This is a genomic window from Ectobacillus polymachus (assembly GCF_048159605.1).
In the GTDB taxonomy this organism is placed as follows: domain Bacteria; phylum Bacillota; class Bacilli; order Bacillales; family Bacillaceae_G; genus Ectobacillus; species Ectobacillus polymachus.
Genome location: NZ_JBLREB010000004.1, coordinates 210,216 through 225,957, shown reverse-complemented (window position 1 = coordinate 225,957; position 15,742 = coordinate 210,216). Strand labels below are relative to the sequence as shown.

The 15,742-nt window shown below is 37.8% G+C and carries 13 protein-coding genes and 2 pseudogenes; 5 read left to right on the top strand and 10 right to left on the bottom strand.

The features are described from left to right. Nucleotides 1-359 precede the first annotated feature (359 nt). On the top strand, nucleotides 360-710 hold the full coding sequence (locus ACM5BR_RS16190) for a DUF2614 family zinc ribbon-containing protein (RefSeq protein ID WP_416829054.1): 351 nt from the start codon (nucleotides 360-362) through the stop codon (nucleotides 708-710). Nucleotides 711-926: 216 nt separating this feature from the next. Here the strand turns inward: ACM5BR_RS16190 and perR are convergent, their stop codons facing one another. From perR to ACM5BR_RS16160, 6 genes are all read right to left on the bottom strand, one after another. Then, nucleotides 927-1,370, bottom strand: coding sequence for a peroxide-responsive transcriptional repressor PerR (perR, locus tag ACM5BR_RS16185; RefSeq protein WP_416829053.1), 444 nt, complete (start codon nucleotides 1,368-1,370; stop codon nucleotides 927-929). Nucleotides 1,371-1,646: 276 nt separating this feature from the next. Beyond that, nucleotides 1,647-2,114, bottom strand: a complete 468-nt coding sequence (bcp, locus tag ACM5BR_RS16180; protein WP_416829052.1) for a thioredoxin-dependent thiol peroxidase — start codon at nucleotides 2,112-2,114, stop codon at nucleotides 1,647-1,649. A 46-nt stretch (nucleotides 2,115-2,160) separates the two neighbouring features. Then, entirely contained in the window at nucleotides 2,161-2,568 is a 408-nt protein-coding gene (locus ACM5BR_RS16175) for an ion channel (RefSeq protein WP_416829051.1), read from the bottom strand. A 47-nt stretch (nucleotides 2,569-2,615) separates the two neighbouring features. Continuing rightward, nucleotides 2,616-3,401 (bottom strand): ABC transporter permease, encoded by a 786-nt coding sequence (locus tag ACM5BR_RS16170; protein ID WP_416829050.1) that lies wholly within the window; start codon nucleotides 3,399-3,401, stop codon nucleotides 2,616-2,618. Between the two features lie 6 nt (nucleotides 3,402-3,407). Further along, nucleotides 3,408-4,199: an ABC transporter permease gene (locus ACM5BR_RS16165; protein ID WP_416829049.1), complete on the bottom strand. Its 792-nt coding sequence runs from the start codon at nucleotides 4,197-4,199 to the stop codon at nucleotides 3,408-3,410. Beyond that, nucleotides 4,192-5,202, bottom strand: coding sequence for an ABC transporter ATP-binding protein (locus tag ACM5BR_RS16160; protein WP_416829048.1), 1,011 nt, complete (start codon nucleotides 5,200-5,202; stop codon nucleotides 4,192-4,194). The genes ACM5BR_RS16165 and ACM5BR_RS16160 overlap by 8 nt, the downstream gene beginning before the upstream one ends. A gap of 205 nt (nucleotides 5,203-5,407) precedes the next feature. On the opposite strand from ACM5BR_RS16160, the gene ACM5BR_RS16155 reads away from it, so the two are divergent. The 3 genes and pseudogenes from ACM5BR_RS16155 to ACM5BR_RS16145 all read left to right on the top strand — a co-directional run. Beyond that, a complete protein-coding gene (locus tag ACM5BR_RS16155) occupies nucleotides 5,408-6,715 on the top strand; it encodes a glutamate-1-semialdehyde 2,1-aminomutase (RefSeq protein ID WP_416829047.1) in 1,308 nt (435 codons plus the stop codon). Between the two features lie 232 nt (nucleotides 6,716-6,947). After that, nucleotides 6,948-10,484, top strand: a pseudogene (locus ACM5BR_RS16150) (glutamate synthase-related protein); the annotation flags it as partial. 72 nt (nucleotides 10,485-10,556) lie between these two features. Beyond that, nucleotides 10,557-11,378, top strand: a pseudogene (locus tag ACM5BR_RS16145) (GltB/FmdC/FwdC-like GXGXG domain-containing protein); the annotation flags it as partial. 59 nt (nucleotides 11,379-11,437) lie between these two features. Here ACM5BR_RS16145 and ACM5BR_RS16140 read toward each other — a convergent pair. From ACM5BR_RS16140 to ACM5BR_RS16130, 3 genes are all read right to left on the bottom strand, one after another. Next, nucleotides 11,438-13,192 carry an ABC transporter ATP-binding protein gene (locus ACM5BR_RS16140; protein ID WP_416829046.1) on the bottom strand — a complete coding sequence of 585 codons (1,755 nt, stop codon included), beginning with the start codon at nucleotides 13,190-13,192 and terminating at the stop codon, nucleotides 11,438-11,440. 123 nt (nucleotides 13,193-13,315) lie between these two features. Then, nucleotides 13,316-13,846, bottom strand: a complete 531-nt coding sequence (gene ntdP / locus ACM5BR_RS16135) for a nucleoside tri-diphosphate phosphatase (protein ID WP_416829045.1) — start codon at nucleotides 13,844-13,846, stop codon at nucleotides 13,316-13,318. A gap of 167 nt (nucleotides 13,847-14,013) precedes the next feature. Further along, nucleotides 14,014-14,193: a gamma-type small acid-soluble spore protein gene (locus ACM5BR_RS16130; RefSeq protein ID WP_416829044.1), complete on the bottom strand. Its 180-nt coding sequence runs from the start codon at nucleotides 14,191-14,193 to the stop codon at nucleotides 14,014-14,016. Between the two features lie 145 nt (nucleotides 14,194-14,338). On the opposite strand from ACM5BR_RS16130, the gene ACM5BR_RS16125 reads away from it, so the two are divergent. After that, on the top strand, nucleotides 14,339-14,563 hold the full coding sequence (locus ACM5BR_RS16125) for a hypothetical protein (protein WP_416829043.1): 225 nt from the start codon (nucleotides 14,339-14,341) through the stop codon (nucleotides 14,561-14,563). A gap of 43 nt (nucleotides 14,564-14,606) precedes the next feature. Here the strand turns inward: ACM5BR_RS16125 and mutY are convergent, their stop codons facing one another. Then, nucleotides 14,607-15,698 carry an A/G-specific adenine glycosylase gene (gene mutY, locus ACM5BR_RS16120; RefSeq protein WP_416829042.1) on the bottom strand — a complete coding sequence of 364 codons (1,092 nt, stop codon included), beginning with the start codon at nucleotides 15,696-15,698 and terminating at the stop codon, nucleotides 14,607-14,609. Between the last annotated feature and the right edge of the window lie 44 nt (nucleotides 15,699-15,742).

The following is a 15,742-nucleotide window of genomic DNA, read 5'->3' as shown; positions in this document are numbered from 1 at the left end:
TTAGGCACGCCGCCAGCGTTCATCCTGAGCCAGGATCAAACTCTCCATAAAAGTTAAGTTTGTCTAAGCTTATTAAAAAACTGACGTTTCATGTTTTGTTTAGTTTTCAAAGAACTCTTCATCGCTCAAAAGCGACTTCTTTATGTTAACACCATTCTAAATTCGTGTCAACATCTTTTATTTCGTTGTTTCATCGCTGTATTTCATCAGCGACGTGTAATAATATATCATGTCATAATCACATGGTCAATAGAATTTATAATTAAATTTTAATTTCATTTTATTGGAAAATCAGGTCGTATTTATGACTAAGAATTTATATAATATATTATTATATGGCAAAATGAGGTGTTAGCCAAATGAGAATGAAATATAGCAGTAAAATCAATAAAATTCGAACGTTTGCGTTAGGAACTGTTTTTGCTGGACTTTTTCTTTCTTATGTAAGTGTATTTTTTCGTTACTCTCCTCTCATTATGTCATTATTCATTATTGTAGGTTTTCTTGCTATTCTATGTAGTACTATCATTTATTTTTGGATTGGTATACTTTCAACGAAAACGGTACAAGTTATTTGCCCAGAATGCAAAAAAACAACAAAAATACTCGGCAAAGCCGATGTCTGTATGTACTGTCGTCAGCCGCTTACCTTAGATGCTTCATTAGATGGGAAAGCATTTAACGAATCCTATCGTAACCGAATAAAGTGAAACTTTCCTTAGCGATGGGTTTTCTCTCAGCCGATGGTTATCCATTAACAAAGTTATAGGCAGTCCCCCTCTTAGGTCTTTCATTATTTCTCAATCCTTGGAACAAGTATCTTACTGCCCTTAAATAGCGGAATAAATAAAAAAAGCTGGCTGTAAAGGATCACATCCAATACAACCAGCCTGATACCGGCTCATGCCGGTTCCTCTATACGTTTCTTAATTTTCCAACACATGATTACATTCTGGACAAACACCGTACAATTCTAAGCGATGACTTCGAATTACAAAGCCAGTTTCTTCCGCTGCTTTTTGTTCCACTTCTTCTAAATGAGTATAAGGAAAATCTACAATTTTTCCACAGCTTTCACATATCACATGATAATGATCGCTTGTTACATAATCAAATCTACTCGATGCATCACCATACGTTAGCTCTTTAACTAAACCGATTTCCTTAAATACACGTAAATTATTGTATACAGTCGCAACACTCATATTTGGAAATTTATCTTCAAGTGCTTTATAGATTTCATCAGCCGTTGGGTGTGAAAAAGAACCAACAAGATACTCTAAAATAGCATGACGTTGTGGAGTCATACGTACACCTGTACCTTTCAAAAGTTCCAGCGCCTCTTTTAGTTCGTCATTAACCACCGTCATGCACCCCCATTCTATAGGAATTCCTATGTTATAATATTTACAATTAGTTTACAGCTTCATATTTCCCATTGTCAACATTTATACTTTAATGGTACCGCAAATCTGTCTAAATTATGAGAATTGCAATAAACTTATTTTGCAAGCAAAAAAATAGTGCGAGAAATGTCTCGCACTTGGAAAGCTATCATCTGAGGAGGTATGCCCTATACTGTAGACTATGACCAGATAGCAACATTGTATAGACGAATGCCTCATTTTACTTAAATAAAAGAAGCCTTAATCTAACTCTTCTTTAATTGCAGCTAATACTTCCTTAGCGTGTTCTTTCACTTTTACCTTACGCCACTCTTTAACTAGCTTACCCTCTTTATCAATTAGGAATGTTGACCGTTCAATCCCCATATATTCTTTTCCAAAATTCTTTTTAAGTTTCCAAACACCGTACAGTTCTGTTACGACATGCTGTTCGTCCGATAATAATAGAAATGGTAAATTGTGCTTTGCCACAAAAGATTTATGCTTTGAAAGCGGGTCACGATTTATTCCGAGTATTACTGTATTCTCGTCATTGAATAAATCAAGCATATCACGAAAATCACATGCTTGCGTTGTACATCCTGGTGTCATATCTTTCGGATAAAAATATATCACCACATTTTTCCCACGAAAATTTGATAAAGTTACTTCTTTTCCGTTACTTGCAGGCAATGTAAAATCTGGTGCAAGCTCTCCTATCTTACTCATTGTAACAACATCTCCTTCGTATTCTACACCATTAACTATACCAGATTTAATCGCGTTTTTGTTCTGCAACGATCCGAAAGACGAAGGCAAACGGCATCGTATACCCAATTAAAGCTTCTACAATTACAATTGCTCTTCCTATTCCTATCGGAGTTATATCACCATACCCGACAGAAAACAAAGTAATAGCACTAAAATAGATGCATATCCCTATCAGTTCAACTGCTTTATCCTCAGCAGTATTCCCATGTTCATTAAGAACAGGCAATCCTATTTCTTCTAACAGGAAATACCCTAATCCAAAGGCAATAAGTACTGTTAAATAAACTAGGCTTAGCAGAAGTAAATTAGAAAACGAAAAAAATGAATGGGTCGTATAGGATGATTTCCAAAGGCTGCGTATGCTATGCACAATAGCTAGAATAACGAGTATTAACACCATTATCCAAATCATGTTTGTCCACCTCATCTCATATGTATGAGGAAGAAGAGTCAATTATTTCAATTACCTGCACCCCGGTAATGTTTTACCCCTTTATTCCAAAGAAAAACAGCGAAAGTGAAAAAGAGAACGCCCATTACTGGTGTTAAAAACGCATAAGAGTACCATTCACTCTTATGCAAAAAATACGAAGCTGGATACACTCCTACGAAAGCAAATGGTAAAATCCACGTTAAAATAAACCGAATGACTTTATTATAAATATTAATTGGATACCGGCCATAGTTTCCAATGTTATACATAAGCGGCATAATCGAGCTTCTTGCATCAGACCAAAACCCTATGCTTGCAAGCGAGACAAATATTCCGCCGTATACAAGTGCTCCGCCAATCGCCATAATGATAAACAAAAAGAAATCATACCAGTGAAATGTTAAATGCAGCTGGATGGAAGCATAAACCATGATAAGTATACCTGTAATGCCTCCTATAAAAGATTCAAGCTCCATCCGTTCTAATATGATTTGAAATAAGCTATGAATAGGTCTAGTTAAAATACGGTCCATTTCTCCTTTTACAATATATCTATCATTAAAATCCCAAATGTTAAAAAAAGCGGAGAAGATTGAGAATGGTACGAGGAAAAAGCCGTAAATAAAGATAACTTCTTCTCTTCCCCAACCTTGAAGGGACTGCGTATGACCGAATACAACAAGAATAAAAATCAGATTAACAGCCTGCATCATCATATCCGACATAAGGCCTACAAGAAGATCACCGCGATACTGCAGCTTTGTTTTCATATACTGTGCTGCATAATGAAACAGTAATTGTATATACATCATGCTCCCTCACCCTCCTTGCACAATTAATCGTTTTTTTGCTAGTTTCCACATGAAAACGATAGGAAGGATCAAAGCGACGGACCATATCATTTGAAACATAATAGCATGCCAAACCGCTTGCCCTTTTAACCCTTCTGAGAAAATCATGCTTGGAATGTAGCTTATGGCTTGAAACGGAAAGAAGTTCATCACAGTTTGAGCCCACAAAGGATAAAAGCTAATCGGAAGCAAAAGCCCGGAAAATAAATCAATAACAACTCGTTTTGCATACATTAACCCATCATTATTAAATAAAAAGAATGTCATCATACCTGTAATCAAGTTAATCTGTGTATTAATGATAAAGCTAAATATAATAGATAGAAAAAATAAAAACCACGTCTGTACATGGGAAGTGACCGCTAGAGAAAATAGAAATGAAACGAGGATCATTCCTGGTATCGAAAAGAATAGAAACCGAAAAATTCCTTCCCCTAGCCCTTGCATAACCTTCATGCCAAGATAACTATACGGACGAATCATTTCAATGGCTACACGTCCTTCGCGAATTTCCTCCGCAATTTCACGGTCGATATTATTGAAGTAAAAAGCCCGAGCCATCCAGCCAACCGCCACATACGTTGTCATTTGTGCAACTGATAACCCTTGCACACTTTCTTTTCCACCGTATATCGCTTCCCACAAAAAGTAATAGGCTCCGATATTTATCGTATAGATTAGAATTCCACTATAGTAATTTGTCCGATAGGCAAGCATCATAAGAAAACGTATCCGAATCATTTCAATATACTTAGCCATGAACATTACCCTCTTCATAAATATTACGAATGATTTCTTCGGTCGATACTTCTTCTATCTTTATATCTTTAATTTTAAACGATTGTACGACATTGGAAATTAATGCAGAAATCACACTTTCTTCATTAGGTAATTTTGCAGCCCAAACATTTTCTCCATCCTCTTGTTTCCATATAACTTGTCCTGACAATTGCTTGGTAAGTTGCTCTTTCGAAACAGGATTTACAAATTGAAAATGAATGATTTTTTCTTTTCCCCAATTAGAACGAAGCTTATCAAGTGAACCATCATAAATTATTTTTCCTTCATCTAACATGACAACACGATCACATAAAGCTTCGATATCAGATATATCATGAGTTGTTAACAAAATTGTCGTTTTGTATCTTTCATTCATTTCTTTCAAGAATTCCCTTATTTTCAATTTAACTAGAACATCTAATCCAATCGTCGGTTCATCTAAAAATAAGAGGGGTGGATTATGAATCAGTGCTGCAGCAAGCTCACATCTCATTCGTTGTCCAAGTGATAGCTTACGAACAGGTTTGTCTAGAAGTGGGCCAATTTCAAGCGTTTCAATCACATGATCCATATGCTCCTTGTACTGCTTATCAGATATTCCATACACTTTCTTTAGCAATCGAAAGGATTCCTGTACAGCAATATCCCACCAAAGCTGAGAGCGTTGCCCAAATACAACACCAATTGTTCTCACAAACCGTTCTCTTTCCTTATGAGGATTCATGCCATTCACAACAATTTGTCCAGATGTTGGTGTGAGTATACCCGTTAGCATTTTAATCGTTGTCGACTTTCCTGCCCCATTCTCCCCGATATACCCTAGCATTTCACCTCGTCTAACTGAAAAGGAAATGTCGTTTACAGCCGGAACAACCTTGTAATTTCGCGTGAATAAATCACGAAAGGCTCCCTTTAATCCTGAACGACTCGAATGGGAAACAAATTCTTTTCGCAACTGTTTTACGTCGATAATCGTGTCCATTTACTTACCTCATTTTCATATTTTCATAACGAATAGTTTACCTAACAGGTGCCCTGTTCTCAACTAATAAGTATTATCCTATATCCTGTGTTACAATAAAAGAAACGAAAGATATTTTGAACTTATCAGGTATTTCCCTAAAGGGCAGGATAGTGAAAATTGTCACAATCTTTCAAGGGTATCTATGTAAAGGAGAGGAATAGAAGTGAAATTTACCAACTCAGAACAATTACATACCGAAGCGCTAGCAAATATTGTTGGCGGCGTAAACAGTCCATCACGTTCCTATAAAGCAGTTGGAGGCGGTTCTCCAGTTGCGATGAAACGGGGAAAAGGAGCATACTTTTGGGATGTTGACGATAATAAATATATTGACTATTTAGCAGCATACGGTCCTATTATTACCGGTCATGCTCATCCGCATATTACGAAAGCAATTCAAGAAGCTGCAGAGGATGGCGTTCTATTCGGAACACCAACACCTTACGAAGTGACTTTCGCAAAATTATTAAAAGAGGCAATTCCCTCATTAGATAAGGTTCGTTTTGTTAATTCTGGTACAGAAGCCGTTATGACAACCGTTCGTGTTGCCCGTGCATACACAGGAAGAACGAAGATTATAAAGTTTGCCGGCTGTTACCACGGTCACTTTGATTCTGTGCTTGTGGCTGCGGGATCTGGTCCTTCTACCCTTGGCACTCCAGATTCTGCTGGGGTTCCCCGTAGTGTTGCACAAGACATCATTACCGTTCCATACAACAATGTTGAAGCATTTAAAGAAGCATTAGATAAATGGGGAGACGATGTTGCCGGTGTATTAGTAGAACCCATTGTAGGAAATTTCGGAATCGTTATGCCAAATGAAGGATTCCTTGAACAAGTAAATGAAATAGCCCATAAAGCCGGTGCACTTGTAATTTATGATGAAGTAATTACAGCTTTTCGTTTTACATATGGCGGAGCACAAAATTTATTAGGTATCACTCCCGACTTAACAGCACTAGGCAAAATCATTGGCGGCGGTCTGCCAATCGGTGCATACGGCGGTAAGAAAGAAATTATGGAACAAGTTGCTCCATTAGGCCCTGCCTACCAAGCAGGAACAATGGCAGGAAATCCAGCCTCTATGCGTGCAGGTATTGCATGCCTGGAAGTTCTTAAGCAAAATGGCGTATACGAAAATTTAGATGAACTAGGTAAATTATTAGAAGAAGGAATCCTCGCTAAGGCAAAAGAGCATAATATCACCATTACGATAAATCGATTAAAAGGTGCTTTAACTGTATTTTTCACGAATAAAAAGGTAAAAAATTACGATGATGCTAAGCTATCTGATAGTGACCTCTTCGGTAAATTTTTCAAGCTTATGCTAAGCCAAGGTATAAATCTTGCACCGTCCAAATATGAAGCATGGTTTTTAACAACAGAGCACACAAGACAAGATGTTGAAGATACAATCGCTGCTGTTGATTTTGCATTTAAAGAACTGGCTACTATCATCTCCAATCATTAAAATGGAAGAAAAAAACAGAGGAAAAACCTCTGTTTTTTTCTGTATACTATTTCATAAATTTAAGTTTAATAGTATAATTATTCATACCACTAAAAATTGAAGAAACGAACTTATTATATTTTACTTGTTAAAACCTTCGTTTTTTCTTTATAATTAGACATTATACGTTCAAAAAAATCTAACAATTTTGAATAGTTATTTTTTCCAACATTGAATGGAGGTGACTGGCCCCATGGCCAACAATTTGACAAATAATTGGACTCCTGCCCTTTTTCGCGATTTCCGAAAAGCGGAGCATGATGCTTGCGGCATTGTTTCCGTTATGGAAAAAAAGCGCCGTCCTACTAAAGCAAATATTGATTTATGTATAGATTCATTGGTCAAAATGAATCATCGTGCCGGTTTTATTAATGGCGAAGGTGATGGAATTGGTATTCACATTGACCTCCCAACAGAACTTTGGAAAGAGAAATTAACGCGTAAAGATATTTCATCTTCTCTCGTAGACCGTCCGGATTTTATTGTAGGACATCTTTTTCTTAGTAAAAAAGTTGACACGTTATCTCTACGTGAAGAAATAAAAGATACGTTCACAAAATCTGGTTTTGAGCTCGTTTACGAAACGGATGCCGTAACAAATACTGATGCACTTGGCCCACTTGCGAAAGCAGAAGAACCTGTTTTTTGGCAAATTGCACTTCTTCCAACCAAAGAAAAAGAAAATATTGAACTTGAATTATTTAACTTAACTATAGAAGTAGAAAAGAACGAAGCGGTTCATGTATCTTCTTTAAGTGCCCATCATGTAGTTTATAAAGTTCTTGGTGCTGGAGATACTCTCGTAGCGTATTATCAAGATTTAACTAATCCGATTATTGCTTCCACGATGACACTTGGTCATAATCGTTATTCAACAAACACGCTTTCTAACTTCTTCCGTGTTCAACCATTTAGTGTTTTAGGACATAATGGAGAAATTAATACGATTGCGAAGCTTCGTGATCAAGCTGAAATGATGAATGTACCTCTTACACTAGGAGGTAGTGATTCACAAGATTTAAACCGAACGATTGAAACATTGCTTGCTCGCTATGATTATAGTTTGTTTGAAGCACTCGATGTTTTATTTCCACCAATTGTTAATGAAATTAAACATTATAAAGAAGAGCTGCAAGATTTATATGCGTATATGCGTGAAAGCTGGGGTCATTTCGCACAAGGACCTGCTGGTATTATTTCTCGCTACAAAGATGAAGCAGTTTTCAGTGTTGATGCATTAGGTCTTCGTCCTTTATGGATGGTACAAACTGAAACTTCCTATGTATTTGCATCTGAACCTGGTGTCGTTTCACCAAGCGATTATGTTGCCGAACCGAAAGCACTAGCTCCTGGTGAAAAAGTCGGCTTAAGATGGAATCATGACGATATGGTTCTATACGAATACGCAGCTTACCAAGACGAAGTATTTAAGAAATTAAGCCAACGCATTAAAGCAAGCGGCTATCGCGAGAATTTAAATCCACCAAAACCAGCTCATGTAGAAGCTGTAGCTCCAAATGAAAAAGTAGAGGATCGACAATATGCAGCATTTGGCTGGGATCGTGAAAACATTCAACTCATGGAGCAAATGGCGGAAAAAGGTGCAGAGCCAATTCGTTCTTTAGGCCATGACGCCCCTCTTGCAGCATTGGATCCAGATAGAAGAAATATTGCTGACTTCATTAAGGAAAGCGTAGCTGTTGTAACAAACCCTGCTATTGACCGTGATCGAGAAATCGAGCATTTCTCTACGCGAACAATTATTGGAAAACGTCCATCCTTACATGAAAAACATGAGAAATCATTTATTGTAGAATTGCTTTCCCCTGTTTTAATTGAAGGGCAAGACGGACAAATTGCTGCTGAACAAACAGGCCAGATTACCTATGAAGATCTTATCCATTTATTTGCCCTGCACGACACAGTGTATAAGATTTCTGCAACATTTACAAAAGATGAAACATTGAAGGATGCTTTAGACCGCTTAGCAGACGAAGCACTAACTGCCGTTAAAAAAGGCGTAACACTTCTCATTGTAGATGATGAAAAAGCCCATAAAGACGGAAACTTATGGATAGATCCACATCTCGTTATTGGAAAATTACAACAAGCTCTTGTACATGAACAACTACGTAGAAATTGTTCGATCGTACTACGCTCCGGAGCTATTCGTTCCTTACATGATCTTGTGACTGTATACGGCTTAGGAGCAGATGCAATTAACCCATATTTAATGTTCGCTACAGTAAGCGACAACACAATTACTCCTTGTGTGAACTTATTTAGCGCTTTGAATAAAGGACTTGAAAAAGTAATTAGTACAATTGGTATTCACGAATTACGTGGATATGGCCGTCTCTTCTCTTCTATCGGCTTAAATAAAGAAATTGCAGATATTTTAAATATCGTAAATTTCCTTGGTTCCGACAAACTCGCATATAATTTTGAACTATTAAAGGAAGATGCGATTAAACGCTTAGCTGATTATGAAACAGAAGGAACAAGAATGCGCAAAACATTCCACGTCTTTCCTCGCATTTGGAAAGCCATTGGCGAAGTGGCAAAAGGCAACGGCTATGATGAATATCGTGAAAAATTAAATGATGTCGAACAAAAAACACCAATATCCATTCGTCACGTAATGGACTTTAAAACTGGATCACAACCAATACAGTCAGAGAAAGTAAGTATCCATGTAGGAGAGCATAACCTGCCATTTATTATTAGTAGTATGTCGTTCGGATCACAAAACGAAGTAGCCTTCCGTGCCTATGCAGAGGCTGCAGATCGCTTGAATATGGTCAGCCTAAATGGTGAGGGCGGCGAAATTAAAGATATGGTCGGAAAATATCCGAAAACACGCGGCCAACAAGTAGCCTCAGGACGTTTCGGTGTTAATGCTGAATTGCTAAACTCTTCTAACTTAATTGAAATTAAAATTGGGCAAGGTGCAAAGCCTGGCGAAGGTGGTCATTTACCTGGATCAAAGGTAACTGCAAAAATCGCAGAAGCGCGGAATGCAACGATCGGTTCCGACCTTATTTCGCCTTCAAACAACCATGACATTTACTCAATCGAAGATTTAGCACAAATGGTTACAGAAATTAAAACTGCTAATAATCAAGCAAAGGTAGTTGTCAAAGTTCCAGTTGTTCCTAACATCGGTACGATTGCCGTTGGTATCGCAAAGGCTGGAGCTGATTATATCGGTATTAGCGGCTTTGACGGTGGTACAGGTGCTGCCAGAATCCATGCACTGCAACATGTAGGATTGCCAATTGAAATTGGTGTAAAAGCAGCACATCATGCATTAATAGAAGCAGGAATGCGTAATAATGTTGAAATTTGGGCTGACGGCGGTATGAAGAGCGCAGGAGATGCATTAAAGGTTATCCTTCTTGGCGCGAACCGAATTGGCTTTGGTACACTTGCCATGATTTCTATCGGATGTACAACGTGCCGTGGATGTCATCTTGATACTTGTCATGTTGGTATTGCAACTCAAATTGAATCAGAAGCGCAAGCGAAAGAACACGGTTTACGCCGCTTTGTACCACGACAAATAGATCTTGCCGTAGATGGATTGATGAACCTATTCTCTACATTTGGTGAAGAGCTCAAACGTTTAGTTGGACAATTGGGCTATACGAATTTACAAGAAATCGTAGGTCGTTCTGACTTGCTTATTCAAGCTCGCGGCTTAGATCAATTAGATTTAACCAATATGTTAGCAATTGATGTAGAAGAATATGTACCAAGTGCATCTGTAGATACAGTAGAAGAAGCTGTACCGTTTACTGTAGAGTCAAAAGAGCTCCTTGCAGTAGGTGTAGATCAACGCGTAATGGGCGGTCTTGAATCCTGCTATCGTGTTCGTTCAAAATTAGCTGGCACGACAAAACTCGAACCAATTACATTAAAATATGATGGTTCCATTCCTGGTAATGGCTTAGGTGCTTACAATAGTGAAAATATTTTCATTCATGTCAGCGGCGGTGCGCAAGACGGAATCGGAAAAACAGCACTTGGCGGCGGCATTTACATCATGAAAGCCAAAGGGAAAGACGGTAAATTCTACAATGGTTCTGTAGGAAAAGGATTTGGCTACGGTGCTCAAAAGGGCTCCCTTTACGTACAAGGCAATGCAGATGCACGTGCAGGAATTCGTCTATCTGGAGCGGATATTATCATTGGCGGACGTCTGCAAGAACCTCTTCCATCTCATGAATATGGAAATATTGCCGTACATGCCAATATTAAAGGATTCGCATTTGAATACATGACAAACGGACGCGGTCTTGTACTAGGCGATCCAGGTCCATGGATTTGTGCAGGTATGACAGGAGGAGCTATTTATCTACGTCATCAGCCAGAAATGGGCTTAACAGAAGAAGCTCTTCGCAATCGAATTGCAAAAGGAGCAAATGTAACCTTGCAGCCTTTAACTGCAAAAGGCACTGCCGAAGTTACAGAGATGCTTCTTGACTACATTCGTATTCTAACTGAGCATGAACAATACGAAGAAGTAAGCGTAGTTTCTGCCTTGCTTGATGATATTGGAAGTCACTTCCGAGAAGTCATTCCAACAAAGTTGCAAGCAGATCCTTCCCTATCTACAGAATGATAAGATAAGCAAAAAAAGAAAACCTGCTAGTAGCAGGTTTTCTTTTTTTTGCAATTCTATTATTGAGAAACGGATTCTAAATTTTGAATATGATACAGCTCATAATAATATCCATGCTTTTTCATCAAGTCATCATGGTTTCCCATTTCCTTAATTTCTCCATCTGCAATATACACAATTTTATCGACATGCGTAATTGTAGACAGACGATGCGCAATAATAATGGCAGTCCGATCCTTTGCAAGCTCCTGCAGTGCCTCTTGAATATATTTTTCATTTTCCAAATCAAGAGCAGATGTTGCTTCATCTAGAATAAGCATAGAAGGATCTTTCAAAAATACACGAGCAATGGCAATTCGTTGGCGCTGTCCGCCCGAAAGCTTCATTCCGCGTTCCCCAACAATCGTGTCATAGCCATTCGGTAAATCTAAAATAAATTCATGTGCATGAGCCGCCTTAGCCGCTTCTATCATTTCCTCCTCTGAAGCTTCTGGCCGCCCATATAAAATATTGGAACGAATCGTATCACTAAATAAAATATTATCCTGAAGTACAATCCCAATATGGCCACGTAAACAGGTTAATTCATAATCTCGCACGTCTATGTCATCAATTTTAATAGAACCCTCTGTGACATCATAAAAACGCGGGATTAAACTAACAAGAGAAGATTTTCCTCCTCCGCTAAGCCCAACGAGAGCAATTTTTTCACCAGGTTGTATCGTTAAATTGATATGCTTTAACACCTCTGGATCACGTTCATTGTACCGAAATGACATACCCTCAATTGAAATTTTTCCATCGATTTGGTTTCGTATGATTGCATCTGGACGATTTTCAACATCATAAGGTTTATCTAGAAGCTCAAATACACGATCCATAGATGCTAGAGATTGAGTCAATGTCGTCGATGAATTGACAAGACGACGTAGCGGGTTATATAAGCTATCCATATAACCTACAAAGGCTACCATCGACCCTAATGAAAGCTGCCCTTGAATAACTAAATAGGCTGCTAGCCCAATGACAACAAGAGGCCCTAAATCCGTTAACGTATTCACGGAAGCAAACGTCTTAGCATTCCAGTTTGTATGCTGCAAGGCTCGATTTAGAAATTCTCCATTTTTCCCTGCAAACTGCTCTTTTTCATATTCTTCTAAAGCAAAGCTCCGTGTGACCTGTATGCCTTGAATTCGCTCATGTAAGTACCCCTGCATAGTAGCAAGTGCTTGGGAACGAGCTCGCGTTAATTTACGCAGTCGTGCAAAAAAATACTTTACGGAAATCATATAAATCGGTAAAACAAGTAGTGAAATAAAGGTTAACTTCATATTCATAGAAAACATAACTGCAATTGCAATTACAATCGTTGCTGTATCTAGCCATACGTTCATTAAACCCGTAATGACGAAATCCTTCGTCTGCTCTACATCGTTTATAACACGAGAAATTACTTCTCCGGTTTTTGCATTTGAATAAAAACGTAGGCTTAGCTTTTGCAAATGGGCGAATAAATGCTTTCGTACATCATACAAAACTAAATTTCCGATTTGCTGGGCATAATATTGGCGATAATATTCAATTGGCGGTCTAAGAACTGCGAATATAAATAAAGCAATCCCAATTGCTATAAATAAATGATTGTTTTGCACAGAAATAGAATCTTTGCTATGAATAACGTCATCAATTAAATACTTTAACAAAAACGGAATAATTAAAGGAATCGCAAATTTAATAAGTCCAATCACAATTGTTATTGCTATTTTCCATTTATAAGGCTTAACAAACTGTAAATATCGTTTTATACTGTTCAATCCATTTCCCCCTTTCATAAAGATATGAAGCCCACCCACATAGATTCCATAAAAAAAAGAGTCCTCAGACCATCATGAGACATATCAAGTAAGAAAACCTGCTGAATATGCATCAGCAGGCAGCTAATCTCTAAACATTAAATATCGTTCGTACCAACTATCAACAAAGTCTGGGGCAAAGGGACCTTTTCTTTGAAGAATCCATTGAATGAGAATATTCATATTTTGCTTCAGAATCGTATCAATGACTTTGGGATACTGCATCTGTTCCCGGTGCAATTCATATTCATCTTCATCTAGCAGAACATAGGTCATATCAGGATACACCTTAATGTCTAGATCATAATCAATATACTTTAGTGCCTCCGTATCATAGGCAAATGGAGAACTTAAATTACAATAATAATAAATTCCATCTTGCCTAATCATCCCGATAATATTAAACCATTGGCTTCCATGAAAATAACATATAGCCGGTTCCCTCGTTACCCATGTGCGTCCATCTGATTCCGTTACAAATGTTCGATCATTGGCTCCAATTATAACTCTGCTTGTTGCTTTTAAAATCGTCGTTTCTTCCCATATTCTATGAATACTTCCATTGTGCTTATAACTATGTATTTGAACCCTTTCACCTTCTTTGGGAATATCCATATTTCTCCCTTCTTTCGTCTCAAAGAGGATTGTATTGTTTTCATTGTTTTCTCCTATTATAACTGTTAAGATTAATTTTTTAAACTAAAGTCTGACCTTAGCATACTTTGTGGTGAATGCATAAAAAAGCACTCCTTATAAAAAAGGAGTGCTTCTGCCGTTATTGCCTAGGGAGTTTTATATTTTCCTGAAGCTAGTGATTTATTCGCTTCAGCCTTTGCATTCAGATCCTTCACTTGTTGTACATCAGTTTCTGTAGAGAATTCAGTACCAAATTGTGCATTTTGTTGATTCATCTTTTGGATGCTAGCACCAGAGGTTGCTTGATTTGGTTGTTTGTTATTCATGATTATCACCTCCACAAAACATAATGTAACCAACTCCGTTTTTAAATATCCGATAAAAATGATTGAGGTGAAATGAGGATAAAGAATAACATTCATACTTTTTATACACAATAAATAAAGAGTATCTATTAGGAGGAGACACGAGATGTACGTAGGACGAGATATGACAAAGCTATCCATGATTTCAAAACAAAAGTGGGATAAAGAGGAATTAGCATACTTTCATCATTCATTACAGCAAATGTTGCCTTATTTAAATGCGGAAGGACAAACGATATATAAAGAAATTATGAAGGAAATCGAAGCTCGTGGAGGCCTTCACCGAAAAGAAGCTGATTGGACACAAGGAACGAACAGTTCCTATGATTAAAAAGCGCACTCCTTTTAAAAGAAGTACGCTCCTGTTATTTCCATTAATCTGACAATACAAGCTGCTCGTACATTTTTTTGTGAGATTGAGAAAACGTATAGAGTGAAAATTCATCTCGATTAATTACACGCAATGTATCTGATTCTTTCACATCAATGGCTGTTCCCTTATAGACGGTAATATCCCATATACGATGAGAAAACGTATGTGAAATATTCGTTACATGTTCGGCAATATGAATATCGATGCCGAATTGCTCCTTTAAATAATAAACTAGCTGCTGGCTAGGACTGCTAATTCCATCTTGCAATTCAACATTAGGGAACTCCCACATATTAGCAAGCAAGCCTGCACTTGGACGTCTATGTATAACATATCTTCCATCCTCTGTTACCAATATACCTGCTGCAATAGGAACTATCTTCGGATTCTTTGCTTTACTTTTTACAGGAAGCTCCTGCTGAACTCCTTCTTGAAAAGCGCAGCAATGCGATTGGACCGGACATAGCAAACAGGATGGATTTTTAGGAATACAAATAAGAGCTCCTAGTTCCATTAAGCCTTGATTGAAATAAGAAGGATTCTCTTTAGAAATCACTTCACGAATCACATTCTCGAAGAGCTTTCGTGTCTTCGGTTTTGCAATATCCTCCCAAATTGATAAAATACGGGACATAACACGCATTACATTTCCATCAACGGCTGGCTCAGGTACATCGTAGGCGATACTTAAAATGGCTCCCTTCGTATAAGGTCCAATTCCTTTTAACTTACCGATATCTTCAGCCGTATTTGGTACGATGCCGCTATAACTAGCCTGCACTTCTTTCACAGCAGCATGCAAATTTCTAACACGCGAGTAGTACCCGAGTCCTTCCCACGCTTTGAGCACCTTCTCTTCGTCCGCGTTCGCTAGTGTCTCTAATGTAGGAAACTGTTCCATGAAATTGTTGTAATAAGGTTTTACTGCTTCTACTCGGGTTTGCTGCAGCATAATTTCCGACACCCATACCCGATACGGATCTTTATTTTTTCGCCAAGGCAATTCTCTTTGTTCTTTATTAAACCATTGAATTAAATCATGGCTAAATTGTTCTTTATTAAATTCATTTAGAAATTCAAGATGTTCGTTCAAAAATTCTCCCCCTACCTTAAAACAATTCGTTTTTGCATATAAAT